Consider the following 24,193-nt stretch of genomic DNA (forward strand, 5'->3'; position numbering starts at 1 on the left):
GACCTTAACCATGATCCGGTCTAGCGTTCGGGCATGGACACGTTCGATTCCCAGCTGCTTTCCGACGACCTTCTGAACCGCTTCGCGGCGCTTTTGCCGCCCGGGCGGGCGCTGACCGAGGGCGGCGACATCGCCCCCTTCGTTCACGAGGAGCGCGACAAGTTCAAAGGGCGCACGCGCCTCGTGCTGCGACCTTCGAGCGTCGAGGAGGTTTCTGCCATCCTCAAGCTCGCCTCGGAGACACGCACGCCGATCGTGCCGCAGGGCGGCAACACCGGGCTCGTCGGCGGCCAGATGCCGCGATCGGACGGGGAAATCGTCTTATCGCTGGGCAAGCTCGATCGCATTCGCGAGGTCGATCCGGTGGGGCGCACGATGACGCTGGACGCCGGTGTGATTCTCAAGCGCGTGCAGGAGGCGGCGGACGAAGCGGGGCTCTTCTTCCCGCTCTCGCTCGGCTCGGAAGGGTCCTGTCAGATCGGCGGCAATCTGGCTTCCAATGCCGGCGGAACGGCGGTGCTGGCCTATGGCAACACGCGGGATCTCTGTCTCGGCATCGAGGCCGTGCTGCCTTCGGGCGAGATCGTCCATGGTCTGCGACGGCTGAAGAAGGACAATCGCGGCTACGACCTGCGCCATCTCCTGATCGGCTCGGAGGGCACGCTCGGCATTATCACCGGCGCGGTGCTGAAACTCTTTCCCAAGCCGGCCGGGCGCGAAGTCGCCTATGTCGGGCTCGATAGCCCGGATGCGGCACTGAAACTGCTGACGCGGGCCGAGGCCTTGTCTGGCGGGCGCCTGACCGCGTTCGAGCTCATGCCGCGAATCGGCATCGAGTTCACCGTCCGGCATACGCAGGGCGCGCGCGATCCGCTGGCGGAGCCGCATACGTGGTACGTTCTGATCGAAATCTCCTCGCCCGTTTCGGGCGAGGACGCGCGAGCGGTTCTCGAAACCATTCTGGAAGGCGCGTTCGAAGCGGGGGAGATCGAGGACGCGGCCATCGCCCAGTCCATGGCCGATGCCACGACCTTCTGGCGCATGCGCGAGGAAATGAGCTGGGCGCAGAAGCCCGAGGGCGGCTCCATCAAGCACGACGTGTCCGTGCCGGTGGCGCTGGTTCCCGAATTCCTGGCGCGGGCCAACGCCCTGGTTCTGGACGCCATTCCGGGCTCGCGCATCGTTTCCTTCGGGCATCTGGGCGATGGAAACATCCACTACAACATCTCCCAGCCGATCGGCGCGGACAAGGAGGCTTTCCTGGCGCGCTGGGGGGAGATCAACGCGCTCGTCCACGGCGTGGTGGCCGATCTCGGTGGCAGCTTCTCGGCCGAGCACGGTATCGGTCAGCTGAAGCGCGACGAGCTGGCGCGCACCAAGGACCCGGCGGAACTGGCCTTGATGCGGGGGATCAAGGCCGTTTTCGATCCTTATGGGATTATGAATCCGGGCAAGCTCCTTTAAAGTTTTATTTGAAGTTACCTTTTGAACACCGTGTTGAAGGTCAGGAAGACTTAACTGCCTTTCTTAGGCAGCATGAAATAAGCCTCCTATAGTCTCCAAGCATCGAAAGCCGGGATACATCGGCAAAGGGGAAGTCTCTCGAACCCGGGAGCTTCCAGCAGAGAGACGAGAGGCGCGACCATGAGCCTGGTTACCAATCCGACGTCGTTGAAGCCCGAATGGGCGAGCATGCCGATCCGTCTGGACCCCGCTCTCGCCGGGCGTAAGCAGACCTTCGAGGTTCGTGAAGGGGAGGAGACGATCACCTATCGCGTCGACCGGCGCGGGGCGGTGATCCGTCGCAAGTTGGAAATGAGCGGCATTCCGGTGGCCATTGCCCTGGCGCCGCGCTCCTTCAAGGGCGTCGCCGCCCGCGCCATGGAGGATGGCGAAGGCGAGGTCACGGTGACGCTCGAACTGCATCACGAGAATCCCAAGCTCTCCGTGCCGCTCCTGGTCGCCTGCGACCTCTACGACGTGGCGGCCGACTGGCGCAGCTGGTCCGAACTCTTCGATCTTCCCATGCTGATGGTCGAGTCCGATGGCCGCGTCACGGCGCTGGAAGAGACCTTCGGCAAACTGCGCACCGGCGAGCCGGCCACGCGCCGCCGCTCCAGCCATCGCGGCCGCCGCCCGCGCTTCCTCGCCCGTCGCAAGCCGGGCGGCCTGGGCATGCGCATGGTCGTGGCGGGCGAAGAGATCATCGCCCGCAACTGAGGCTGGACCGGTCAGCCGAGCTGGGGGAAGGACAGAATCCAAAGGCTGGAGAAGACCAGCCCGAGGAAGATGATCCAACCGAACAGGCCGTTCGACTTGAACAGCTTCAGGCATTGCTCGCCGTCGTCGATGTCGAGCCGGCTGATCTGCCATTGCATCTGGACCGCGCCGATTGCGATGGCGGCATAGGCCGGCCACGCCGGACCGGAGGTCCCTGTGCCCGTCGCCACGAAGGCGAGGGTGAAGAGCGCCAGCGCGCCGCCATAGAGAAGGGTCAGCGCCCGCTTGGTGTGCCGGCCGAAGAGGCGCGCCGTGGAGCGAACGCCGACCAGTGTGTCGTCCTCGCGGTCCTGATGGGCGTAGATCGTGTCGTAGCCGATCGTCCACAGCACAGAGCCGAGATAAAGAAGCACGGGCGCGAGCGAGATCGTGCCCCAGAACGCCGCCCAACCCATCAGCGCGCCCCAGGAGAAGCAGAGGCCGAGGCCGAGCTGTGGCCAGTCCGTGACGCGTTTCAGAAACGGATAGGTCGCGACGATGGCGAGCGAGCTGAGGCCGAGGCCGATCGCGAAACTATTGAACTGCAGAAGCACCAGCAGGCCGACCAGCGCCTGAGCGACCAGGAAGAGCTTCGCCTGTCGGCTCGACACGCGTCCGGACGGCAAAGGCCGCGAGCGCGTGCGCGCGACCTTTGCGTCGATGTCCTGGTCCACGAGGTCGTTATAAGTGCAGCCGGCCCCGCGCATGGCGATGGCGCCGATGAAGAACAGCGCGAGATGGCGCAGATCCGGCAGGCCCGTGTGCACGGCCGAGGGCGCGGCCCAATGAGGCGCCAGCGCGGCCGACCAGAAACACGGCCACAACAGCAACTGCCAGCCGATCGGCCGATCCCAACGCGCCAACTGCGCATAGGGCCAGAGCGCGCGCGGAAGCACGCGGTAGACGAAATTGTCGGATGGAGCGTCCGAAACGCGGTCTGGCGAACCGTTGGATGAAGCGTCGGGTCTTTGCATGAAAAGGGGAGAAGCCCGGCAAGGCCCCGCCCGTCAAGCCCCAGGCATCGCTCCCCCAAGCCCTTGCCTTCGCGCCGCCGAGGCTTGACCCCGCCCTTGTCGGACCCGTAATCCCCGAGCCGAAGGCGCGGCCGCCCTGGCCGCCGATCGATTTCGGCCCTGCGGAGGCTAAGAGTGACCATGGACGTTCTTCTGATCGGCTCGGGTGGCCGCGAACATGCGCTGGCCTGGAAGCTCGCCCAGTCGCCGGAGCTCGACCGCCTCTACGCCGCGCCGGGAAATCCCGGCATCGCCGAGGTCGCGGAGTGCGTTCCGATCGACCCCGCCGATCACGATGCCGTCGTGGCCTTTTGTCGCGAGAGGAGCATCGGCTTCGTGGTGGTCGGTCCCGAGGTGCCCCTCGTTGCCGGTCTGGCCGACAGCCTTCGCGAGGCCGGCATCGCCGTGTTCGGGCCGAGCGCCGCCGCCGCGCGGCTGGAGGGCTCGAAAGGCTTCACCAAGGATCTCTGCACCCTCAAATCCATTCCGACCGCGCGCTACGAGCGCTTCTCTCAGGCCGACGCCGCCAGGGATTATGTCCGACGCGAAGGCGCGCCGATCGTGGTGAAGGCCGATGGGCTGGCGGCCGGCAAGGGCGTCACGGTCGCGTCCACCGTCGAGGAGGCGATCGCCGCGATCGACGATTGCTTCGGCGGCGATCTCGCAGCCGCCGGTGTGGAAGTGGTGATCGAGGAGTGCATGGTTGGGCCGGAAGCTTCGCTCTTCTGCCTCTGCGACGGCGATCGCGCCGTCGTGTTCGGCACCGCCGAGGATCACAAGCGCGTCTTCGACGGTGACAAGGGGCCGAACACCGGTGGCATGGGCGCCTATTCGCCCTCCTATCTCATGACGCCCGAGCTGATCGAGCGGGCCATGGCCGAGATCGTGCGCCCGACGCTGGAGGGCATGCGCGAAAAGGGTGCGCCTTTCCGGGGCGTTCTCTACGCCGGCCTGATGCTGACCCAGGACGGGCCGAAGCTCATCGAGTACAACGTGCGCTTCGGCGATCCCGAAACGCAGGTCCTGATGATGCGGCTGGAAAGCGATCTCCTGCCGGTTCTCTTCGCAGCCGGAACCGCGTCGCTGGATGCGGTCGATCTTCGCTGGTCGGCGGAGCCGGCGGTGACCGTGGTTCTCGCCTCCAATGGCTATCCCGGGAGCTACGCCAAGAACACGCCGATTGCGGCTCTGCCGGAAACCGGCGAGGGCGAGATGATCTTCCATGCCGGCACGAGCCTCATCGACGGCGCGCTGGTGGCCAGCGGCGGGCGCGTGCTCAACGTGACGGCGCGCGCACCCGATGTGGCGCAGGCGGTCGATAAGGCCTACGCTCTGGTGGACCGGGTGGAGTGGAGCGAGGGCTTCTGCCGCCGCGACATCGCTCATCGCGCCCGACGCTGACGAAGGCTTGAGCGCGCCGAGACCCACGGGAGGGTGGGAATCGGCGCATTGCCACTTACGTAAGATGTCTGACGATGCGAAGAGGGCGCATTTCGCGAAGGGAGGAAGCTTATGTCGTTCCGTAAGGATCGTTTGACCCGGCCGATCTACCGTTGGGCCAAGACGGCGATGCCCGCCATTTCCGAGACCGAGGAGAAGGCGATCGACGCCGGCACGGTCTGGTGGGACGGCGAGCTGTTCAGTGGCGCGCCCGATTGGGACAAGCTTCTGGCCATGGCGCCCGCGCGTCTGACCGACGAGGAGCGGGCCTTTCTCGACGGGCCCGTGGTCGAGCTCTGCACCAAGCTGGACGACTGGGCGATCACCTGGAAGGACCGGGACCTTTCTCCCGAGGTCTGGGACTTCATGAAGTCCCGCAAGTTCTTCGGCATGGTGGTCCCGAAGCAATATGGCGGCCTCGGCTTCTCCAACACCGCGCATTCGGAAGTGGTGCGCAAGGTCTCGTCCGCCAGCGTCGCCGCCGGCGTCACCGTCATGGTGCCCAATTCCCTCGGGCCCGGCGAGCTGATGCTGCATTTCGGCACGCAGGCGCAGCGCGATTACTGGATGCCGCGCTTGGCCGACGGGCGCGAGATCCCCTGTTTCGGCCTGACGTCGGCCGATGCCGGCTCCGATGCCGCCGCCATGAAGGACCACGGCGTGGTCGAATATGGCGAGCACGAGGGCCAGCGGGTGCTCGGCATCCGCCTGAACTTCGACAAGCGCTACATCACGCTCGCGCCCGTCGCCACCGTCATGGGCCTTGCCTTCAAGCTTCAGGACCCCGAAAACCATCTCGGGCGCGGCGAGCATCTCGGCATCACGGTCGCCCTCCTGCCGACTTCGACCCCCGGCGTGCGCCATGGCGACCGGCACATTCCGCAGTTCACCTTTTTCCAGAACGGGCCGATCTCGGGCCGCGACGTCTTCATTCCGCTGGACTGGGTGCTGGGCGGGCCGGAGCGGATCGGTGAGGGCTGGACCATGCTGATGACGGCGCTGGCCGCCGGTCGCGGCATTTCGCTGCCTTCGCAATCGGCCGCCGCCGCCGCCATGGCGGCCCGGCTCACCGGTGCCTATGCGCGCGTGCGCACGCAGTTCAACGTTCCGATCGGCCTGTTCGAGGGCATTCAGGAGCCCTTGGCAGAGCTGGCCGCCAACGCCTATCAGGTCGATGCCGCGCGGCGCCTGACGGTCGCGGCGTTGGACGAGGGGCACCGGCCCTCGGTGATCTCCGCCATCATGAAATACAACGCCACCGAGATGATGCGCCGCTCGGTCGAGAAGGCGATGGACGTGCATGGCGGCAAGGGCATCATCGACGGACCGATGAACATGCTCGGCGCCCAGCACAAGTCCGTGCCCATCGGCATCACGGTGGAAGGCGCCAACATCCTGACGCGCAATCTGATGATCTTCGGGCAGGGGGCGATCCGCGCCCATCCCTTCATGCTGTCCGAGATGCGCGCCCTGTCCGATCCTGACCAGGAGAAGGGCCTGGAAAGCTTCGACAAGGCCTTCTGGGGCCATGTCGGCCATTCGCTGACCAATGCCGCGCGCACCGCCCTGTTCGGCTGGACCGGCGGCCTCGCCGCGCCGGCGCCACGCGGCGCCGCCTTCCTCAGCCACTGGCGGCAACTGTCGCGCTATAGCGCGGCCTTCTCCATGCTGGCCGACTTCGCGCTTCTGACGCTCGGCGGCGCGTTGAAGCGGCGCGAGATGATCTCGGCGCGCCTCGGCGACATTCTCTCCGAGCTTTATCTCCTCGGCGCGACGCTGAAGCGCTACGAGACGGAAGGCCGGCCGGAGGTCGATCGCCCCATCGTCGAGTATATCATGCAGCGCGGCTACAACCGCATGGGCCTCGCTTTCAGCGGCGTCTTCGTCAACCTGCCGAGCCGCTGGGCGGCGGTGGCGTCGCGCCTCCTGTCCTTCCCACTCGGCGTTCCGCTGCGCCCGCCGGCGGACGAGCTGGTGCGCGAGGTCGCGGAGACTCTGATGCGCCCGTCCTCGCAGCGCGACCGGCTCTGCGCCGATCTTTATCTCGGCGAGGGCAAGCCGGACTATCCCGTCGCGATTCTGGAGCGCGCCTTCCGCCTCGTTGTGGAAGCGGCGCCGGTCGACAAACGGCTGCGCGAGGCCAAGCTGCGCGACATCGAGAAGGCGCACGGGGCAGGGCTGATTACCGATCAAGAAATCGCTCTCCTGCGAGAGCGGGACGAGGCGGTGACGCGCGTCGTGGCCGTGGACGCTTTCCCGATGGAGGAGGTGTCGCCGATCGCCGCTCAGCATCGCAAGCCTCCGGAAGACCGTCCGAACGCCGTGACGGCGGAGGCTGCCGAATGACCCGCGCCGTTTATCTCGTCGATGGCGCCCGAACGCCCTTCATCAAGGCGCGCGGCAAGCCCGGCCCGTTTACGCCGGTGGATCTCGCCGTGCAATGCGGCCGCCCGCTTCTTCTGCGCCAGCGCTTCGACCCGGCCCTGATCGATCTCGTTGTTCTCGGCTGCGTCAATGTCGTGGCCGAGGAGATGAACCCGGCTCGCGTCGCGGCCCTACGCCTCGGCCTGCCCGAAGCCGTGCCGGCCTACACCGTGCAGATCAATTGCGGCTCGGGCATGCTGTCGATTGATGAGGCCTTTCGCGCCGTCGAATCGGGTCGCTCGCAGATCGCGCTGGCCGGCGGGGCGGAAGCGCTCAGCCATTCTCCGCTCGTGCTCCGGCGCGGCGCGGTGGACTGGTTCGCGCGGCTGAACGGCGCGAAGTCGCCGGGCGAGCGGCTGAAGGTCGTCTCGTCCCTTCGTCCCGACTTCCTGAAGCCGGTGATCGGCCTGGAGCGCGGGCTGACCGATCCGATCACCTCGCTCAACATGGGCCAAACGGCGGAAAAGATCGGCCATCTCTTCGGCGTCACGCGCCGCGAGGCCGACGAATACGCCTCCGAGAGCCATCGGCGGCTCGCCCAAGCGCAAAGCGAGGGACTGCTCAAAGGCGAAGTGCTCACGGCCTTCGCGCGGGACGGGCGCGTCTACGATCACGACGACGGGGTGCGCCCCGATTCGACCGCCAAGGCCTTGTCCGGTTTGAAGCCCGTGTTCGAGCGCCCCTATGGCAATGTCACGGCCGGCAATTCCTCGCAGATCACCGATGGCGCCAGTTGGACCATCCTCGTCTCCGAAGAGGCGGTACGCGAGCACGGGCTTGAACCGCTGGCGCGGATCGTGGACGCCCATTGGGCGGGCCTCGACCCTTCGATCATGGGGCTTGGGCCTGTGGTCTCCATGGCGGGTCTCCTGAAGAAGCGCGGGCTTTCGCTCGCCGATATCGACCTGTTCGAGATCAACGAGGCCTTCGCGGCGCAGGTTCTGGCGTGTCTTCGGGCTCTTGAGGACGAAGGGGTGGGGCGCAAGGTTCTCGGCTTCGATGGAGCCTTGGGCAGCATCCCGCGCGATCGACTGAATGTCGATGGCGGGGCGATCGCGCTCGGCCATCCCGTCGGTACCAGCGGAAACCGCATCACGCTGCATCTAGCGCGAACGCTGCGCCGTCGCGGCGCGCGGTTCGGCCTTGCCTCGCAGTGCATCGGCGGCGGCCTCGGCGGCGCCATGCTTCTCGAAGCGGCCTGAGGAGACACGCTCATGGATACGATGCTCAACGCCCTGCAAAACCGCGCATTGGAGCTCTCGGCCGCTCGGGACGCCGCGCCGGAGGGGAACTGGCGTGTTTCGCGCGACGACGAGAACATCGCCTGGCTCGTGCTCGACAAGCCCGGCAAGTCCGTCAACACGATCGACCGCAGTGTGCTGGAAGAGCTGGACCGGCATCTCGCCGCGCTGGAGGCCGACCGCCCGCGCGGGCTGGTGATCCGCTCCGCCAAGCCGAACGGCTTCGCGGCGGGCGCCGATATCAACGGGTTCGTCGGGGCCTCCCAATCCGCCGTGCGCGAGATGCTGGAGGAGGGGCACCGCGTGCTCGACCGGCTGGCCGCGCTGCCCTGCGTCAGCGTTGCCGTGGTGCATGGCCATTGCCTCGGCGGAGGGCTGGAACTGGCGCTGGCCTGCCGGATGCGCATCGCCATGTCGAATGCTACGCTGGGCTTTCCCGAAGTGATGCTTGGCCTGCATCCCGGCCTCGGCGGTACGTTTCGCTCCGTCGCGCTGGCCGATCCTATCGAGGCCATGGGCCTGATGCTGACGGGCAAATCCATCTCCGCGCGCAAGGCCAAAGCGATCGGCCTCGTGGATGCGGTGGTGGAGGAGCGGCATGTTCTCAACGCCTCTCATGCCGCGATCTTCGGCGATCTCGTGCGCCCCGACCCGAGCCTGCGCTCCCGCGCCTTCTCGTTCAAGCCGGCGCGCAGCCTCGCCGCGCGGCAGATGCGGGCCAAGGCGTCGGAGAAGGCGCGCCCGGACACCTATCCCGCTCCCTTCGCGCTGATCGACCTTTGGGAGGCGCATGGCGGCCGGCCGGAGCGCATGCGCGAGGCCGAGTTGGAAAGCTTTGCCAAGCTCGTGGAGAGCCCGACCGCGCAGAACCTCGTGCGCGTCTTCTTCCTGCGCGAGACCATGCGCGGCCTTCGCAAGGGTCGGAGCGAGATCAAGCGCGTTCATGTGATCGGCGCCGGCGCGATGGGCGGCGACATCGCTGCCTGGGCCGCCAAGGAAGGTTTTGCCGTTACCTTGCAGGACATCGCGCTGGAGCCGATCGGCCGCGCGGTGAAGGCCGCCACGAAGATGCTGGAGGCCGTGCTCAAGGACCCGCTGAAGGTGCGCGACGCGCTGGATCGGCTGGTGCCGGACCCCGATGGTCAAGGCGTTGCCGGCGCCGACCTCGTGATCGAGGCCGCGCCGGAAAAGCTCGATCTCAAGCGGCGCATTCTGCGGGAGGCCGAAGGGCGGCTGAAGCCCGGCGCGACTCTCGCTACCAACACCTCGGCTCTGCCGCTCCCCGAATTGGCGGAAGGTCTCAGCGACCCGTCGCGCTTCGTCGGCATCCATTTCTTCAATCCCGTGTCGCGGATGCAGCTTGTCGAGATCGTGCGTCATGACGGCGTGTCGGACGAGACCCTACGCCGGGCGACGAGCTTCGTCGTGGAGCTTTCGCGCCTGCCGGCGCCGGTAAAGCCCAGCGCCGGCTTCCTCGTGAACCGGGCGCTGACGCCCTACATCGCCGAGGCGCTGAAACTCGTGGACGAGGGGGTGCCCAAGGAGCGCATCGACGCCAGGGCCGAGGCCTTCGGCATGCCGATGGGGCCGGTGGAACTGGCCGATCAGGTCGGGCTCGACATTGCGGTGGAGGTGGCCGACACGCTGCGCGAGCGGCTGAAGATGCCGCTGCCGGAAACGCCGGGCTGGATGCACGAGATGATCCGGGAAGGACGCCTCGGCCGGAAGACCGGGCGAGGGCTCTACGACTACGATGCGGACGGCAAGCCGAAGAAGATCGCGCTGGAAGCGCTGCCCGACGGCTCGCGCGACGACGAGGCGCTGATCGACCGGCTGATCTTGCCGATGCTGAACACGCTGGTCGCGGCCCTGCGCGAAGGCGTGGTGGACAGCGAGGAGATCGCGGACGGCGCCATGGTGTTCGGAACGGGCTTCGCGCCCTTCCGGGGCGGCCCCTTGCGCTACGCACGCGAGCGCGGCGTCGATCAGGTCGTCGCTCGTCTCACGGAACTCGAAATGTCGCACGGCGCGCGGTTCAAGCCGGACAAGGGTTGGGACCGATTCTAGAGCGTTTCCCGGCAAGGCGGACGCGCCTTGCCGTCCCATCTTGCAGTAAGAACGAAACCTTCGTCCCATTGCGGTGAATTCGACTTCACCGCAATGGGCACCCAGACGCCGAAGAGCCTTCGAAACTCAGCCTTGCATGCAGATGTAGTTTTGCTGGCCGAGTTCGTCGCAGCCGAGAACCATGCGATCGCCCGGGGCGAGGAAGCGCGGCGGGTCGTGGGAGAGGCCGACGCCGGCGGGCGTGCCGGTCATGATGACGTCGCCCGGCTCCAACCGCAGGAAGCGCGACACGTAGGAAATGAGATAGGGCACCTTGAAGATCATCCGGTTGGTTTCGCCGGACTGCACCCGTTCGCCGTTCACCTCGAGCCAAAGCGTCAGGTCGTGGTAGTTCGGCACCTCGTCTGGTGTCACGAGCCACGGCCCGACCGGCGCGAACGTGTCGTGCGACTTGCCCTTGAACCACTGGCCGCCGCGCTGAAGCTGGAAGTTGCGCTCGGTCAGGTCGTTCGACAAAGTGAAGCCGGCGACATGCTGCATGGCGGCTTCGACACTGACATATTTCGCGGTGCGCCCGATCACTACGGCCAGTTCCACGCCCCAGTCCGTGCGGGTGGAGAGGCGCGGAATCTCGATCGGGTCGTTTGGACCGTTGACGGCGGTCGCCGCCTTCATGAACAGGGTTGGCTCGGGATTGACCTTGAACCCCGCCAGCCGGGCGCTCTCATGGTAATTGGGGCCGACGCCGATGATCTTACGAATCTCGCTGACGGGGGCGCCGAGTCGACTGTCCTCCGGCGCCTCGGGAAAGGCGGAAAGATCCAGCGCGCGAAGCTCTGCCAGCGCCACAGGGTCGATGAACTGGTCCCGCCAGTCCGGCACATGGGAGGACAGGTCTCGAATCCGCCCGTCGCCGTCCACGATCCCCGGCTTCTCGGCCCCTCTCGCGCCGAACCGCACCAGCCGCATTCTCGCTACTCCTACACTGCCCTTGCTGCGGGAAATGGGACAGCGCTTTCGATCTTCCAACCTTTTGTTTTGACGTTTACGTTCAAGTTCCACATGAAGCCGTGTCGCCGGCTTCGGTCATGTTGGCCGCCTGGGAGGAGCAAAGCATGTATCGACCCCCGATCGAGGAGATCGCCTTCACCCTACGGCACATCGTGGACCTGGAACAGGCTATGGCGGATGGGCGCGCGGGTGATCTCACGGACGATCTCTTGGATGCCATCCTGGTCGAAGCCGGGCGCTTCGCCGAGCAGGAGATCGCGCCGCTCGCCGCTGGCGGCGACCGCGAGGGCGCGAGGTTTCAGGATGGGCGCGTCACTATGCCCGCCGGCTGGAAGGCGCTCTACACCGCTTGGCGCGAAGGCGGGTGGAATGGGCTTTCGGCGCCGGAAGAGCAGGGTGGGCAGGGCCTGCCGCTGTCGCTTGCCGTTGCCGCGTCCGAAATGTGGAACGGCGCGTCCATGGCTTTCGGCATCGGCCCGACGCTGACCGCCGGCGCGATCGAGGCGCTGGAGGCGCATGGATCGGACGAACTGAAGCAGCGCTATCTGCCCAAGCTCGTGTCCGGCGAATGGATGGGCACGATGAATCTCACCGAGCCGCAGGCCGGCTCGGACCTTTCGACGCTGCGCACGCGGGCCGAGCGGCGGGGGGACGGGACCTACCGGATCTTCGGCCAGAAGATCTACATCACCTATGGCGAACACGACCTGACGGACAACATCGTCCATCTCGTTCTCGCCCGCCTGCCGGACGCGCCGGAGGGCGTGAAGGGCATCTCGCTCTTCCTGGTGCCCAAATTCCTGCCGCACGATGACGGCACGCCCGGTGCCCGCAACGACACCTTCTGCCATGCGATCGAGCACAAGCTCGGCATCCACGCTTCGCCGACCTGCACCATGATCTTTGGCGACGGCCGTGGCGAAAGCGGCGAGGCCGGCGCGGTCGGCTGGCTGGTGGGCGAGGAGAATCGCGGTCTCGCCTGCATGTTTACGATGATGAACGCGGCGCGGCTTTTCGTCGGTGTTCAGGGCCTGGGCGTTGCGGAAGCGGCCTATGGGCAGGCGCTGGCCTATGCCAGGGAGCGCCGGCAGGGTCGCTCGACGCTGCTCGCCAAGGATCGCGCCGAACCGCCCTCGCGCGACATGGCGCCGATTATCGAACATCCCGACGTGGCGCGGATGCTGTTGTCCATGAAGGCCCAGGTCTCGGCCGCCCGTGCAATCGCCTATAGCTGCGGCCACGCGCTGGACCGGGCGAAGCACGCGGCAGGCGAGGACGAGGCGCGCTTCTGGCGCGAGCGAGCCAATCTGCTCACCCCGCTCGCCAAATCCTTCCCGACCGATGTCGGCGTCGACGTCGCCTCGCTGGGCATCCAGATCCATGGCGGCATGGGCTATGTCGAGGAAACCGGCGCCGCCCGCCTGCTGCGCGACGCGCGCATCGCGCCGATCTACGAGGGCACCAACGGCATCCAGGCCATCGACCTCGTGACGCGCAAACTGCCGCAGTCGGGCGGCGACTCGGTGCGCGCCTACCTCGGTGAGCTCGGCGAGACCGCTGCCGCCGCGCGGGGGCGCAACGAGCCAGGCTTCGCCGCTCTGGCTGAACGGCTGGAGGACGCGCTACGGGACCTCACCGAGGCCACCGACCGGCTTCTGAGCTGGCTCGGCGAGGGGCGGACGGGAGACGCGCTGGCGGGCGCGACGCCCTACCAGCGCCTTTTCGCTCTTGTCGCCGGCAATTGCTATCTCGCCAAAGGAGCTTTGGCGGAAAGCGGCGGGACGGCACGGCTGCATCTGGCGCGGTTCATGGCCGACTCGCTGCTCACCGAGGTCTCCGGTCTGAAACGGCAGGTGCTCACGGGTGGCGAAAGCCTGGAAGCGGCGCGGGAGTGCCTGCAATGAGCGAGACGAGCCTGATCGAGCGGCAGCTGGCGAGCGGCGTCCTGACGCTGCGCATGAACCGGCCGGAAAAGAAGAACGCCCTGAACCGCGCCATGTACGGCGCGCTGGCTGAGGCGCTGGAAGGCGCCAATGCAGACGAGGCGGTTCGCGCCGTCCTGCTGCTCGGTGGCGAGGGTCATTTCTCTTCGGGCAACGACATTGCCGATTTCGCCGGCTTCGACGCGAAGGCCGGCTTGGCCGAAGTGCTGCGCTTCCTCCATGCGCTGGTGGACCTGGAAAAGCCGTTGGTGGCTGGGGTGGATGGGCTGGCGGTCGGCATCGGAACCACGGTCCTGTTCCACTGTGATCTCGCCTATGCCACGCCGCGCTCCAGCTTCCGCACGCCCTTTCTCGATCTCGGTCTCGTGCCCGAGGCAGGCTCCAGCCTTCTGGCACCTGGCTTGATGGGACACCAGCGCGCCTTCGCGCTTCTTGTGCTGGGCGAGGCGCTGTCGGCGGAGGAAGCGCTAGCCACCGGTCTGCTCGTCGGCGTGGGCGATGAGGCGGAAGCGCTAGCGCGAGACGCTGTTGTGCGCCTCGCCGCCAAGCCGCCCGAGGCGCTGCGCATTGCCCGTCGCCTGATGCGCGGGGATGGCGCGGCGGTGCGCGCGCGCATCGAGGACGAGGCCGCCGCCTTTGCGGAGCGTCTTGTCTCAGCCGAGGCGCGGGCCGCCTTCGCCGCGTTCTTCGACCGAAGAGCGCGCTGAATCAGGCTCTTGTCGCAAGGTCTTCACGCTCTTGCGAAACTTGAAGATGGTCGTGGCCGTGAACAGGAGAAACACGGCCGCGATCGCGGCATAGGCCCAGGGGCTGCCGTGGAGATAGGTGTCGATCCGATCTCCCAGGATGTAGGAGCCGAACCCGTAGGCCCCTGACCAGAGCGCCGCGCCGAGAGCGTTGAAGAGAAGGAATTCCCACCAGGGAAAGCGCAGCGTGCCCGAGACGACGCCCGCCAGTTGCCGCAGAATCAGGATAAAGCGGGCGACCAGCACGATCGGCGGCCCGACCTTGCGGAACCGCTCCTCCACCATCTGGAACTTCTCGGGTGTGACATGGAAACGCTTGCCGTAGCGATCGACGAAGCGCCGGCCGAAGCGGTGGCCGAGATAATAGCCGAGATTGTCGCCCATCACGCCGCCGACAAAGGCCGAACCGACGACGCCCCAGATGTTCAATTCGCCATGGCCGGCCATGATGCCGGCCGCGATCAGGATGCTTTCGCCGGGAAAGGGCAGGCCGGTCGATTCCAGAAAGATCGAGACGAAAACAGCGACATAGCCGTAGGTCTGAAGAAAGCCGGTGAGCGTATCCCACATGACGCGATGTCCCCTTCGACCTCAGCGTTCGAACAGGGCCACGGCTTCCACATGGTGCGACCAAAGGAATTGGTCGATCGGCGTCACGGACAAGAGCTTGTAGCCCCCCTCGATCAGGATCGCAGCGTCGCGCGCCAGCGTCGTCGGGTTGCAGGATACGGCCGAGACGCGCTTCACGGTCGAGCGTGCCAGTTCGCGGCACTGCGTCTCGGCGCCGGCTCGGGGCGGGTCGAAGAGGACGCCGTCGAACTTGGCGAGTTCCTTCGCCGTCACCGGCCGCCGCATCAGGTCGCGACGCTCGGTCGTGATGGGCTTTAGACCCTGCGTGCCGCGCCGAACCGTCTCGATGGCGGCAAGAGCCGGCGCGTCGAACTCGACGCCGTGCACGGCCTGCCGGCGTGCCAGCCGCAGCGTGAACGTTCCGATGCCGCAAAAGAGATCGGCGACGCGCTTGGCCTTATCGAGATGCGGCAGCGCCACCTCGGCCATGGCGCGCTCTGCGGGCGCCACGGCCTGCAGGAAGGCGCCGGGCGGCAGCGGCACGGCGAAGCCGTCGACATCAACGCTCGGCGCCTGCGGCTCGACGATGGTCTCGCTGTTGACGGACAGGCGCGCGATACCGGGTGCGAGCGCCAGTTCCAGCGCCCGCTGGCGCAGTTGGGCATTGAGCTTCGCGGCGTCGGCAATGGCGATATCGAGCCCGGCGCGGGTCTGCGTCACCGTCATGCGCAGTTCGCGCTTGCGGTCGATCAGCGCGACCGCAAGCTTTTCCAAGAAGGCGAGGCGGCTGGCGATCTCCGGCACCACGACGAGGCAGGTGTGGATCGCGGCGATACGCGGGCTCAGCGCCTCGTGGAAGCCGAACAGGACGCGGTTGTCGATGCGCAGCGCCGAGAAGACCGCACGCCTGCGCGAGGCGGGGGCGCAAGGCGCGAGCTCGCCGACGGGCACGTCGAGGCCGGCGCGGCGAAAGGCCTCCACCACCGTGCCGCGCTTAAAGGCGCGATAGGTTTCCTCGCTCATGTGCTGCAGCTCGCAGCCGCCGCAGACGCCGAAATGCGGGCAGGGGGCGGCGACGCGCTCAGGCGAAGAAGCCTCGATGTCGAGGATGCGAGCGCGCGAGCCGTCGCGCTCGACGGTGACGATCTCGCCGGGCAACGCGAAGGGGACGAACACCGCCTCGCCCCCGAGATGGGCGATGCCGTCGCCCTTCTGGCCGAGCGTTTCGATGGAGAGCCGTTCGCTCATGCCTTGCGTCCTACCAGGAGAAATTCGCGGTTCCCGTCTCCACCTTCGATCGGTGACGGAATGGGGGGATGGGCGGGCCATCCCTGCTCGTCGGCGAGCCAAGTCGCCATGTCGGCAGCGATGCGCTCGCCAAGGCTCGGATCGCGCAGAAGGCCATTCTTGCCGATCGCGGCACGCCCGGCTTCGAACTGGGGCTTGACCAGAAACACGCCGTCGGCGCCGCTCTCGGCGAGGCTCAAAGCCGGGGGCAGCGCCAAACGCATGGAGATGAAGGACACATCGCAGACCACGAGATCGATCGCGTGGCCGCCGAGATGCTCCCTCGCGAGGTCCCGCGCGTTCAGCCCTTCGAGGCAGGTGACGCGCGGATCGTCCTTCAAGCTCGGATGCATCTGGTCGTGGCCGACATCGATCGCCACGACATGCCGCGCGCCGCGCTGGAGCAGCACTTCGGTAAAGCCCCCGGTCGAGGCGCCGACATCCAGCGCCGTGCGGCCATCGACGAGAAGGCCGAACGTATCGAGCCCGGCGACGAGCTTCAGCGCTGCGCGGGAGACGTAAGCCGATGCCGGATCGTCTTGGCTGATCGTGGCCTGCGGAGAGACAAGCTGCCCGGGCTTAGTGACTACAGCGCCGTCCACCCGCACATGGCCGCGCAGGATAGCGTCGCGCGCACGCGCCCGACTGGGGGCGATACCCGCTTCCGCCATCAGGACATCGAGCCTTGCGCGGCTTTCAGAGAGGGCCGGCGCCATCAGGCGCGAGCGCGAAGGGGTGAGTGCGGGCGCATCAGGCCTGCAACACGCGCCGCGCGCCGTCCCCAAGAGTACGGAACACGGCGTCCACAATCCCGGCGCGGTCAAGCCCCGAGCCTTTCATCATCGCATCCGGCGCGGCATGGTCCACGAACCGATCAGGCATGGTAAGCGGGCGCACCTTCAGCCCGTGGTCGAGGAGCCCGTTGCGCGCCAAGTGCTCGAGAACCTGCGCCGCGAAACCACCCGACGCGCCTTCCTCCAGGAGGATCAGCACCTCGTGATGACGCGCCAGCTGCGCGATCAGCGCGCCGTCGAGCGGCTTGGCGAAGCGCGCGTCCGCCACCGTCGTGGACAGGCCGAACCCGTCGAGATCCTCCGCCGCCGCCACCGCGTCCGACAGACGCGAGCCGAAGGAAAGGAGAGCGACCTTCGTGCCTTCCTTGACGATGCGGCCCTTGCCGATCGGCAGGATCGCGCCGCGCTCGGGGAGATCGACGCCCGTGCCGTTGCCGCGCGGGTAGCGGAAGGAGATCGGCCCGTCGTCATAGGCGGCGGCCGTGCGGACCATGTGGCGCAGTTCGGCCTCGTCCGCCGCTGCCATCACCACCATGTCCGGCAGCGGGCAGAGGAACCCGGTGTCGAAGGAACCGGCATGGGTCGGGCCGTCGGCGCCGACGAAGCCGGCGCGGTCGATGGCGAAGCGCACGGGAAGATGCTGGATCGCGACGTCATGGACGATCTGGTCGTAGGCGCGCTGAAGGAAGGTGGAATAGATGGCGACGAAGGGCTTGTAGCCCTCGGTTGCCAGCCCGGCCGCAAAGGTCACGGCATGCTGCTCGGCGATGCCGACGTCGAAGGTCCGCTTGGGAAAGGCCTGCCCGAAGAGATCCAGCCCCGTGCCGTCCGGCATGGCGGCGTGGATGGCGACGATCTTCTCGTCCTCGCGCGCTTCCTGCACGAGGCTTTCGGCGAAGATCTTGGTGTAGGTCGGCGCATTGGCCTTGGGCTTGGACTGCGCGCCCGTCACCACGTCGAATTTCGAGACGCCGTGATACTTGTCGGCGCTGGCCTCCGCCGGCGGATAGCCCTTGCCCTTCTTGGTCACGACATGGATCAACACCGGGCCGTCGATCGTGTCGCGCACGTTCTTCATGACCGGCAGAAGATGGTCGAGATCGTGTCCGTCGATCGGCCCGACATAGAAGAAGCCGAGTTCCTCGAACAGCGTGCCGCCGGTCAGAAGACCGCGCGTATATTCCTCGGTTCGCCGCGCGCGCTCGCGCACGAATTCCGGCAGATGACGAGTTACCGCCTTGGCCCGCTCGCGCAGCGAGCGATAGGCCTTGCCCGAGACGAGCCGCGCGAGATAGGCGCTCATCGCGCCGGTCGGCGGCGCGATCGACATGTCGTTGTCGTTGAGGATGACGACCAGCCGCGCGTCCAGCGCGCCGGCATTGTTCATCGCCTCGTAGGCCATGCCGGCGCTCATCGCGCCATCGCCGATCACCGCGATCACATTGTTGCGCCGTCCGTCGAGCTCGCTCGCCACCGCCATGCCGAGCCCGGCCGAAATCGAGGTGGAGGAATGGCCGGCGCCGAACGGGTCGTATTCGCTTTCCGTCCGCTTGGCGAAGCCGGACAGGCCGCCTTCCTGGCGCACGGTGCGCATGGCGTCTCGGCGCCCAGTCAGGATCTTGTGCGGATAAGCCTGATGGCCGACGTCCCAGATCAGCCGGTCGCGCGGCGTGTCGAACACGGCATGGATCGCCACCGTCAGTTCCACGACACCGAGGCCCGCTCCGAGATGGCCGCCCGTCTTCGACACGGCGTCGATCAAATCGGCGCGCAACTCGTCCGCCACCTGCCGCAGATCGGATTCGGGCAGCTGCCGAAGCTCTTCGGGAGAGGAGATGCGGTCGAGGAGCGGCGTCGAGAGGATGGGGGACAAAAAAGGTCTCCTGAGGAACGAACGCCTCGCAATAGCCCGTCCTGCGAAACGGGCAGAACAAGCGTCGGGAGCATTCGGCGGAATGCCCTTAGAGCCGTTTCAAATAGGGTTGTCCATCCGCAGGTTCCAGCGGGAAGCCTCCGCGGCTCAGGCGGGGTCCAGCGGCTCCGTGCCGCTCGGCTTGCCGGCGCGCGAGAGCTTGATCTTCTCGACCTTGTCCTCGGCCGCCGAAAGCAGGCGGTCGCAATGACTCTTCAGCTTCTCGCCCCGCTCGTAGATGCGGATCGACATCTCCAGCGGAACGTCGCCGCGCTCAAGGTCCGACACAATGCGCTCCAGCGCCGCCAGAGCCTCCTCGAAGCTGAGGCGCTTGATGTCGGAATCGTCAGCCGGGATCTGATGGGCAGTTTCGGACATGGATACTCCTTCTCTGGCGCGGCGGTCAGCCGACCATCAAGCGCTTCACATGGGCGGCGACCGATTGCGACAAGCCCTGCAGGTCGTAGCCGCCCTCCAGCACGCTGACGAGGCGGCGCTGGCTGAACCGGTCTGCGACATCGAGAAGCTTGCCGGTCGCCCAGTCGAAATCGGCCTCGATCAGGTTCAGCCCGCCCAGCGGGTCGCGGTGATGCGCGTCGAACCCGGCCGAGACGATCACGAGATCGGGGCGAAAGTTCTCCAGCGCGGGCAGCACGATCTCCGAGAAGGCCAGGCGAAACTCGTCGGTCCCGTCGTCCTCGCGCAGCGGCACGTTGACGATGTTGCCCGCCCCGGTTTCCGTGCGCGCGCCCGTGCCGGGATAGAGCGGCATCTGGTGCGTCGACACATAGAGGACGCTCGGGTCGCTCCAGAAAATGTCTTGCGTGCCGTTTCCGTGGTGAACGTCCCAGTCCACGATGGCGACGCGCTCCAGCCCATGAATGGCCTGGGCATGGCGCGCGGCGATGGCGGCTTGGTTGAAGAGGCAGAAGCCCATGGCGGTTTCGCGTTCGGCATGATGGCCGGGCGGGCGGGCGGCGACGAAGACGTTGCGGGCCGCGCCGCTCATCACGTCGTCCACCCCCGCGCAGGCGGCTCCGATCCCGTGCAGCGCGGCGCTGAAGCTCTTGGGGCTGACCATCGTGTCGCCGTCGATCCGCGCCATCCCTTCGTCCGGGATGGTGCGCGCGATGCGGCGGACGTAATCGACGCTGTGGCAGCGGTAAATTGCCTCCACCGAGCCTTCGGGCGCCAGAACGCGGTCGAGATTCTGGAAGGCTTCGGCCTCCAGCGCGGCCTCGACCGCCGCGATGCGCTCGGGCCGCTCCGGGTGCCCCGGCCCGGTCAGGTGCTCGCGAAAGACGGGATGGTGGTAGAGGCGCGTCATCATGGGCAGATCCCCGGCGAAAGGCGGCGCGAAGTTGAAGCGTCAGATGCGGCCGGTCTGGCCGCGATGCCGGAGGAAATGGTCCGCGACCGCGCAGGCGACCATGGCCTCGCCGATCGGCACCGCGCGAATTCCGACGCAGGGGTCGTGACGGCCCTTGGTCATGACATCGACTTCCCGCCCGTCGGCGTCGATCGAGCGGCGCGGCGTCAGGATGGAGGAGGTGGGCTTCACCGCGAAGCGCGCCACCACGGCCTGTCCGGTGCTGATGCCGCCGAGGATTCCGCCCGCATGATTCGACAGGAACTGTGGCTTGCCGTCGTTGCCGACGCGGATCTCGTCGGCATTCTCTTCGCCCGATAGGGTGGCGGAGGCGAAGCCGTCGCCGATCTCGACGCCCTTCACGGCGTTGATCGACATGAGATTGGCGGCGATGTCGGCGTCGAGCTTGCCATAGATCGGCGCTCCGAGGCCGGCGGGCACGCCCTCGGCGACGATCTCCACCACCGCGCCGATGGAGGAGCCGCTCTTGCGCGTTGCGTCCAGAAGCTCGGTCCAGCGCTCGGCCGTCTCGGCGTCCGGGCAGAAGAACGGGTTGCGGCGCGTTTCCTCCCAGTCGAAGCGGGAGCGATCGATCTTTATGTTGCCGATCTGCACGAGAGCGCCGCGCACGAGGAGGCCGGGCACGATCTGCCGCGCGATGGCCCCGGCGGCGACGCGCATTGCCGTCTCGCGCGCCGAAGAGCGCCCGCCGCCGCGATAGTCGCGGATGCCGTATTTGATGTCGTAGGTGATGTCGGCGTGACCCGGCCTGTAGCGGCGCGCGATGTCGCTATAGTCCTTGGAACGCTGGTCGACATTCTGGATCTCAATCGCGATCGGTGTGCCGGTGGCGATCAACTCGCCCTCGACCTCGCCCGGCATGGTGCCGGATAGAATCCGCACCTGATCCGGCTCCTGGCGCTGCGTGGTGTAGCGGGACTGCCCGGGTCGGCGCTCGTCCAGAAATTGCTGAATCCCCGCCTCGCTCAGCTTCGTTCCCGGCGGCGTGCCATCCACCACGCAGCCGATCGCAGGTCCGTGGCTTTCGCCCCAGGTCGTGACGCGGAACAGGTGGCCGAAGCTGTTGTGTGACATGAAGGATACGGGTCCGATGCAAAGACGGTGCGCTCGTTTACGACCTGCTAACCGGGCGCGTCAAATGGCGGTTTGAGGCTGGGAAGGCCGGCCGATAAAAACCACAATCGAGATCGAATTCTTCTAGATTGAACGGCGAATCGCCGTCGCCCGTCCGTCCGCCCGATGAGAGAGCTTTCGCCCATGACCCGACGCATCGTCGCCTTCTTCGCCTGCTCCGTGCTTTCGGTGTCCATGACCATCTCGGCACAGGCGGAAGAAACGGGCGGGGTGGTCGAGAAGGTGGACCGGGAACGAGAGGTGCTAAAACTGAGCGACGGGCAGATCTATCTCATGCCCAAGGATCTGCCGATCGAGGCGGTCCAGCCGGGCATGGAAGTTCACATCATCCACGAACCGCTGGCCTGAACCGACTGGCGGGGAGCGCCCGGATCAGACCCAGGCGATCTCGCCCTTCTCGATTCGCAGAATGCGATCTTGCGGCACGTCAATCGAAGCGGCGTCGTCTCGCGACATTCCCGTAAAGCGCTGGAGCACGGCACGCGTGACGCCGCCATGCGCGGTCACGATGGTCGGCCGGACCAAGGATTGGAAAAAGGGGGCAACGCGATCCGCCAAGCCTTCATAGGTCTCGGCGCCGAAGCCGGGCGGTTGGAAGTTCCACTTGTCGGTGCGGCGCTTCTCCAGAAGAACCGGCTCGGACGCTGCGAGCTCGCGCAGCGTGTGACCCTGCCAGTCCCCGAAATGGATTTCCCTTAAACGCTCGTCCGCCGCGAAGGCTTCGGGATCGAGACCCATCTCGCGCCGCAGGATTCGCATCGTGTCGGCGGCCCGCTGCATCGGGCTTGAGACAAAATCAAAATCCCAAGCCGTCCCTGCCAGCACGTTTCGGAGATAGCGCCCATTGCGGCGCGCCTGTCCGCGACCGTAGCTATTCAGCGGAATGTCGCTTTGGCCCTGCAGGCGACGTTCGGCGTTCCAGTCGGTCTGGCCGTGGCGGCAGAGATAGAGGAGGGGAGCGATCACGGCGCAGGCTTCGCCGATCAATCCTTCACCACCGAGATGTCCGGCGCGTCCACGGCCTTCATGCCGACGACATGGTAGCCCGAATCGGCGTGATGGACCTCGCCTGTCACCGAGCGCGACAAATCCGACAGGAGGTAGAGGCCGACATCGCCGACTTCCTCGATCGTCACGGTCCGGCGCAGCGGGGCGTTGTACTCGTTCCACTTCAAAATGTAGCGGAAATCGCCGATGCCGGACGCTGCGAGTGTCTTGATCGGCCCGGCCGAGATCGCGTTGACGCGGATGTTCTTGGGGCCGAGATCGACCGCCAGATACTTCACGCTCGCTTCGAGCGCGGCCTTGGCGACGCCCATGACGTTATAGTTCGGCATGACCTTCTCGGCGCCGTAATAGGTCAGCGTCAGCATCGCGCCGCCATCGGTCATCAGCTTCTCGGCGCGCTGGGCGACCGCCGTGAAGGAATAGACCGAGATCAGCATGGTCTTGGAGAAGTTCGCCTCGCTCGTGTCGACATAGCGACCGGTTAGCTCGTCCTTGTCGGAAAAGCCGATGGCATGCACGAGGAAGTCGAGCTTGCCCCACTTGTCTTCGAGCGCCTTGAAGCAGGCGTCGATCGTGGCGGCGTCGCCGACGTCGCAATGGCCGCACACAAAGGCGCCGAGCTCGGCCGCGAGCGGCTCGACGCGCTTGCGCAGCGCGTCGCCCTGGTAGGTAAAGGCAATTTCCGCGCCCTGGTCCGCCAGCGCCTTGGCGATGCCGTAGGCGATCGAGCGATTGTTCGCGACGCCCATGATGAGGCCGCGCTTGCCTTTCATGAGGCCGACCGATTCAACCATGGTGCCGCTCCTGCTCGATTTCGAGAGTCCGTATTGGGGCGGCGGTATGGCATAGCAGGCCGAGACCAGCAAGCTTACCGGACGATCCGTCCGCCGCCCGTCCCGGTTGCGCCCGGAAAAATGGTCACAGCCTGCCGTCGCGGCGCTTCTGCAGGAGGGCCACGAGATCGGCGTCCGGCGAGGCGGGCAGGGCGACGACAAGCGACACGAGAATGTCGCCGCGCCCGCCATCCTTGCGCGTCAGGCCCTTGCCCTTGAGGCGCAGGGTCTTGCCGGAATTCGTCCAAGGCTGGATCTTGGTGGCGACCCGTCCGTCCAGCGTGTCGATCGTGATTCGACCGCCGAGCACGGCGTCCTCCAGATCGACCGTCTGCTCGACGACGAGATCGCGGCCCTCGACGCTAAAGCGGGGATGATCGACGAATTGGATGGTCACCAACGCATCGCCCGGCTGGCTGCCGCTGATCGGCGCCGGCTGGCCCTGGCCGCGCAGGCGGATCACCTGTCCGTCCTCCACGCCTTCGGGAAGGCGGATCGCGAGTCGCTTGCCCGTCGGGAACACGGCCTCGACCTTCTCGTCCGAGATTACGTCCTCGAGCCGGACTTTCAGCGTGGCGTTGATATCCTCGCCCTTGGCGGCCGCGTTGCGCGCGGCGGTGAAGCCGGCCCCACCACGCGCGCCGGTCTTGCGGGCGCCGCCGAAGGCCTGGTCGAAGAAATCGGAGAAGATGCCGTCGCCGAACTCGGCCCCGTTGCCGCCGCCGCGAAAGTCGAACCCGCCGCCCGTGCCGCGCGTCTGGCCGAACGGATTGCCGCCCGACGCGCCACCACCGCCAAAGCCGCCGAACCCCTGGAACTTCGGCTTGCCTTCCGCGTCGATCTCGCCGTTGTCGAACTTCTCGCGCTTGTCCTTGTCACCCAGGATCTCGTAGGCCTGATTGGCCTCGTTGAAACGGGGCGCGGCCGCAGGATCGTCGGTATTGGCGTCGGGATGATATTTCTTGGCAAGCTTGCGGAAGGCGGACTTGATCTCGCTTTCCGTGGCGGTCTTGGCGACGCCGAGGACGGTATAGGGGTCGCGCATGGAGCGTCGGAATCCTGTCTGGAACGACGGAGCGCCGAACCAGACCGGCCCGGCGCAACCGGTTTGCGATTGGCTT

At 66.8% G+C, this 24,193-nt stretch carries 21 protein-coding genes; 9 read left to right on the forward strand and 12 right to left on the reverse strand.

The features are described from left to right. Window positions 1-33 precede the first annotated feature (33 nt). On the forward strand, window positions 34-1,464 hold the full coding sequence (locus tag M673_RS09295; RefSeq protein ID WP_148640007.1) for an FAD-binding oxidoreductase: 1,431 nt from the start codon (window positions 34-36) through the stop codon (window positions 1,462-1,464). Window positions 1,465-1,644: 180 nt separating this feature from the next. Further along, window positions 1,645-2,220 carry a DUF6101 family protein gene (locus tag M673_RS09300; protein WP_061975583.1) on the forward strand — a complete coding sequence of 192 codons (576 nt, stop codon included), beginning with the start codon at window positions 1,645-1,647 and terminating at the stop codon, window positions 2,218-2,220. Window positions 2,221-2,231: 11 nt separating this feature from the next. Here M673_RS09300 and ubiA read toward each other — a convergent pair whose 3' ends face one another. Beyond that, window positions 2,232-3,233, reverse strand: coding sequence for a 4-hydroxybenzoate octaprenyltransferase (gene ubiA, locus M673_RS09305; RefSeq protein ID WP_061975585.1), 1,002 nt, complete (start codon window positions 3,231-3,233; stop codon window positions 2,232-2,234). Window positions 3,234-3,413: 180 nt separating this feature from the next. On the opposite strand from ubiA, the gene purD reads away from it, so the two are divergent. The 4 genes from purD to M673_RS09325 all read left to right on the forward strand — a co-directional run bounded on the left by purD (window position 3,414) and on the right by M673_RS09325 (window position 10,444). Next, entirely contained in the window at window positions 3,414-4,673 is a 1,260-nt protein-coding gene (gene purD / locus M673_RS09310) for a phosphoribosylamine--glycine ligase (RefSeq protein ID WP_061975587.1), read from the forward strand. A gap of 111 nt (window positions 4,674-4,784) precedes the next feature. After that, window positions 4,785-7,058, forward strand: a complete 2,274-nt coding sequence (locus M673_RS09315; RefSeq protein WP_061975589.1) for an acyl-CoA dehydrogenase — start codon at window positions 4,785-4,787, stop codon at window positions 7,056-7,058. Then, window positions 7,055-8,338, forward strand: a complete 1,284-nt coding sequence (locus tag M673_RS09320) for an acetyl-CoA C-acetyltransferase (protein WP_061975591.1) — start codon at window positions 7,055-7,057, stop codon at window positions 8,336-8,338. The genes M673_RS09315 and M673_RS09320 overlap by 4 nt, the downstream gene beginning before the upstream one ends. A gap of 12 nt (window positions 8,339-8,350) precedes the next feature. After that, window positions 8,351-10,444: a 3-hydroxyacyl-CoA dehydrogenase NAD-binding domain-containing protein gene (locus M673_RS09325; RefSeq protein WP_061975593.1), complete on the forward strand. Its 2,094-nt coding sequence runs from the start codon at window positions 8,351-8,353 to the stop codon at window positions 10,442-10,444. 126 nt (window positions 10,445-10,570) lie between these two features. Here the strand turns inward: M673_RS09325 and M673_RS09330 are convergent, their stop codons facing one another. Next, window positions 10,571-11,413 carry a fumarylacetoacetate hydrolase family protein gene (locus M673_RS09330; RefSeq protein WP_061975595.1) on the reverse strand — a complete coding sequence of 281 codons (843 nt, stop codon included), beginning with the start codon at window positions 11,411-11,413 and terminating at the stop codon, window positions 10,571-10,573. A 146-nt stretch (window positions 11,414-11,559) separates the two neighbouring features. Between M673_RS09330 and M673_RS09335 the strand changes: the two genes are divergently transcribed. Next, window positions 11,560-13,359: an acyl-CoA dehydrogenase gene (locus M673_RS09335; RefSeq protein WP_061975597.1), complete on the forward strand. Its 1,800-nt coding sequence runs from the start codon at window positions 11,560-11,562 to the stop codon at window positions 13,357-13,359. Then, window positions 13,356-14,105 carry a crotonase/enoyl-CoA hydratase family protein gene (locus tag M673_RS09340; RefSeq protein WP_061975599.1) on the forward strand — a complete coding sequence of 250 codons (750 nt, stop codon included), beginning with the start codon at window positions 13,356-13,358 and terminating at the stop codon, window positions 14,103-14,105. Before M673_RS09335 ends, M673_RS09340 begins: the two co-directional genes overlap by 4 nt. Here M673_RS09340 and M673_RS09345 read toward each other — a convergent pair. From M673_RS09345 to aroC, 7 genes are all read right to left on the reverse strand, one after another. Next, window positions 14,052-14,714 carry a DedA family protein gene (locus tag M673_RS09345; RefSeq protein WP_061975601.1) on the reverse strand — a complete coding sequence of 221 codons (663 nt, stop codon included), beginning with the start codon at window positions 14,712-14,714 and terminating at the stop codon, window positions 14,052-14,054. The genes M673_RS09340 and M673_RS09345 overlap by 54 nt on opposite strands. Before the next feature lie 21 nt (window positions 14,715-14,735). Next, window positions 14,736-15,962, reverse strand: a complete 1,227-nt coding sequence (locus M673_RS09350; protein WP_061975603.1) for a class I SAM-dependent RNA methyltransferase — start codon at window positions 15,960-15,962, stop codon at window positions 14,736-14,738. Then, a complete protein-coding gene (locus M673_RS09355) occupies window positions 15,959-16,717 on the reverse strand; it encodes a TlyA family RNA methyltransferase (protein ID WP_061975605.1) in 759 nt (252 codons plus the stop codon). Before M673_RS09355 ends, M673_RS09350 begins: the two co-directional genes overlap by 4 nt. A gap of 34 nt (window positions 16,718-16,751) precedes the next feature. Next, a complete protein-coding gene (gene dxs, locus M673_RS09360) occupies window positions 16,752-18,668 on the reverse strand; it encodes a 1-deoxy-D-xylulose-5-phosphate synthase (RefSeq protein ID WP_187301246.1) in 1,917 nt (638 codons plus the stop codon). A gap of 147 nt (window positions 18,669-18,815) precedes the next feature. Beyond that, window positions 18,816-19,085, reverse strand: coding sequence for an exodeoxyribonuclease VII small subunit (locus M673_RS09365; RefSeq protein ID WP_061975607.1), 270 nt, complete (start codon window positions 19,083-19,085; stop codon window positions 18,816-18,818). A 25-nt stretch (window positions 19,086-19,110) separates the two neighbouring features. Beyond that, on the reverse strand, window positions 19,111-20,037 hold the full coding sequence (locus M673_RS09370; protein ID WP_061975609.1) for a histone deacetylase family protein: 927 nt from the start codon (window positions 20,035-20,037) through the stop codon (window positions 19,111-19,113). A 39-nt stretch (window positions 20,038-20,076) separates the two neighbouring features. After that, a complete protein-coding gene (gene aroC, locus M673_RS09375; RefSeq protein WP_061975610.1) occupies window positions 20,077-21,171 on the reverse strand; it encodes a chorismate synthase in 1,095 nt (364 codons plus the stop codon). 183 nt (window positions 21,172-21,354) lie between these two features. Between aroC and M673_RS09380 the strand changes: the two genes are divergently transcribed. After that, window positions 21,355-21,579, forward strand: a complete 225-nt coding sequence (locus tag M673_RS09380) for a DUF1344 domain-containing protein (RefSeq protein WP_061975612.1) — start codon at window positions 21,355-21,357, stop codon at window positions 21,577-21,579. A 24-nt stretch (window positions 21,580-21,603) separates the two neighbouring features. Here M673_RS09380 and M673_RS09385 read toward each other — a convergent pair whose 3' ends face one another. The 3 genes from M673_RS09385 to M673_RS09395 form a co-directional block, all read right to left on the reverse strand. Beyond that, window positions 21,604-22,197, reverse strand: coding sequence for a histidine phosphatase family protein (locus tag M673_RS09385; RefSeq protein ID WP_148640008.1), 594 nt, complete (start codon window positions 22,195-22,197; stop codon window positions 21,604-21,606). Window positions 22,198-22,214: 17 nt separating this feature from the next. After that, window positions 22,215-23,033 carry an enoyl-ACP reductase FabI gene (gene fabI, locus M673_RS09390; RefSeq protein ID WP_061975614.1) on the reverse strand — a complete coding sequence of 273 codons (819 nt, stop codon included), beginning with the start codon at window positions 23,031-23,033 and terminating at the stop codon, window positions 22,215-22,217. A 124-nt stretch (window positions 23,034-23,157) separates the two neighbouring features. Further along, on the reverse strand, window positions 23,158-24,117 hold the full coding sequence (locus M673_RS09395; protein WP_061975616.1) for a DnaJ C-terminal domain-containing protein: 960 nt from the start codon (window positions 24,115-24,117) through the stop codon (window positions 23,158-23,160). Window positions 24,118-24,193 lie beyond the last annotated feature (76 nt).

It is taken from the genome of Aureimonas sp. AU20, assembly GCF_001442755.1.
Lineage (GTDB): Bacteria > Pseudomonadota > Alphaproteobacteria > Rhizobiales > Rhizobiaceae > Aureimonas.

Bases quoted from the DNA above. Each gene is read 5' to 3' on its own strand.
- M673_RS09295 (WP_148640007.1), top strand. From the start codon at position 34: ATGGACACGTTCGATTCCCAGCTGCTTTCCGACGACCTTCTGAACCGC.
- M673_RS09300 (WP_061975583.1), top strand. From the start codon at position 1,645: ATGAGCCTGGTTACCAATCCGACGTCGTTGAAGCCCGAATGGGCGAGC.
- ubiA (WP_061975585.1), bottom strand. From the start codon at position 3,233: ATGCAAAGACCCGACGCTTCATCCAACGGTTCGCCAGACCGCGTTTCG.
- purD (WP_061975587.1), top strand. From the start codon at position 3,414: ATGGACGTTCTTCTGATCGGCTCGGGTGGCCGCGAACATGCGCTGGCC.
- M673_RS09315 (WP_061975589.1), top strand. From the start codon at position 4,785: ATGTCGTTCCGTAAGGATCGTTTGACCCGGCCGATCTACCGTTGGGCC.
- M673_RS09320 (WP_061975591.1), top strand. From the start codon at position 7,055: ATGACCCGCGCCGTTTATCTCGTCGATGGCGCCCGAACGCCCTTCATC.
- M673_RS09325 (WP_061975593.1), top strand. From the start codon at position 8,351: ATGGATACGATGCTCAACGCCCTGCAAAACCGCGCATTGGAGCTCTCG.
- M673_RS09330 (WP_061975595.1), bottom strand. From the start codon at position 11,413: ATGCGGCTGGTGCGGTTCGGCGCGAGAGGGGCCGAGAAGCCGGGGATC.
- M673_RS09335 (WP_061975597.1), top strand. From the start codon at position 11,560: ATGTATCGACCCCCGATCGAGGAGATCGCCTTCACCCTACGGCACATC.
- M673_RS09340 (WP_061975599.1), top strand. From the start codon at position 13,356: ATGAGCGAGACGAGCCTGATCGAGCGGCAGCTGGCGAGCGGCGTCCTG.
- M673_RS09345 (WP_061975601.1), bottom strand. From the start codon at position 14,714: ATGTGGGATACGCTCACCGGCTTTCTTCAGACCTACGGCTATGTCGCT.
- M673_RS09350 (WP_061975603.1), bottom strand. From the start codon at position 15,962: ATGAGCGAACGGCTCTCCATCGAAACGCTCGGCCAGAAGGGCGACGGC.
- M673_RS09355 (WP_061975605.1), bottom strand. From the start codon at position 16,717: ATGGCGCCGGCCCTCTCTGAAAGCCGCGCAAGGCTCGATGTCCTGATG.
- M673_RS09365 (WP_061975607.1), bottom strand. From the start codon at position 19,085: ATGTCCGAAACTGCCCATCAGATCCCGGCTGACGATTCCGACATCAAG.
- M673_RS09370 (WP_061975609.1), bottom strand. From the start codon at position 20,037: ATGATGACGCGCCTCTACCACCATCCCGTCTTTCGCGAGCACCTGACC.
- aroC (WP_061975610.1), bottom strand. From the start codon at position 21,171: ATGTCACACAACAGCTTCGGCCACCTGTTCCGCGTCACGACCTGGGGC.
- M673_RS09380 (WP_061975612.1), top strand. From the start codon at position 21,355: ATGACCCGACGCATCGTCGCCTTCTTCGCCTGCTCCGTGCTTTCGGTG.
- fabI (WP_061975614.1), bottom strand. From the start codon at position 23,033: ATGGTTGAATCGGTCGGCCTCATGAAAGGCAAGCGCGGCCTCATCATG.
- M673_RS09395 (WP_061975616.1), bottom strand. From the start codon at position 24,117: ATGCGCGACCCCTATACCGTCCTCGGCGTCGCCAAGACCGCCACGGAA.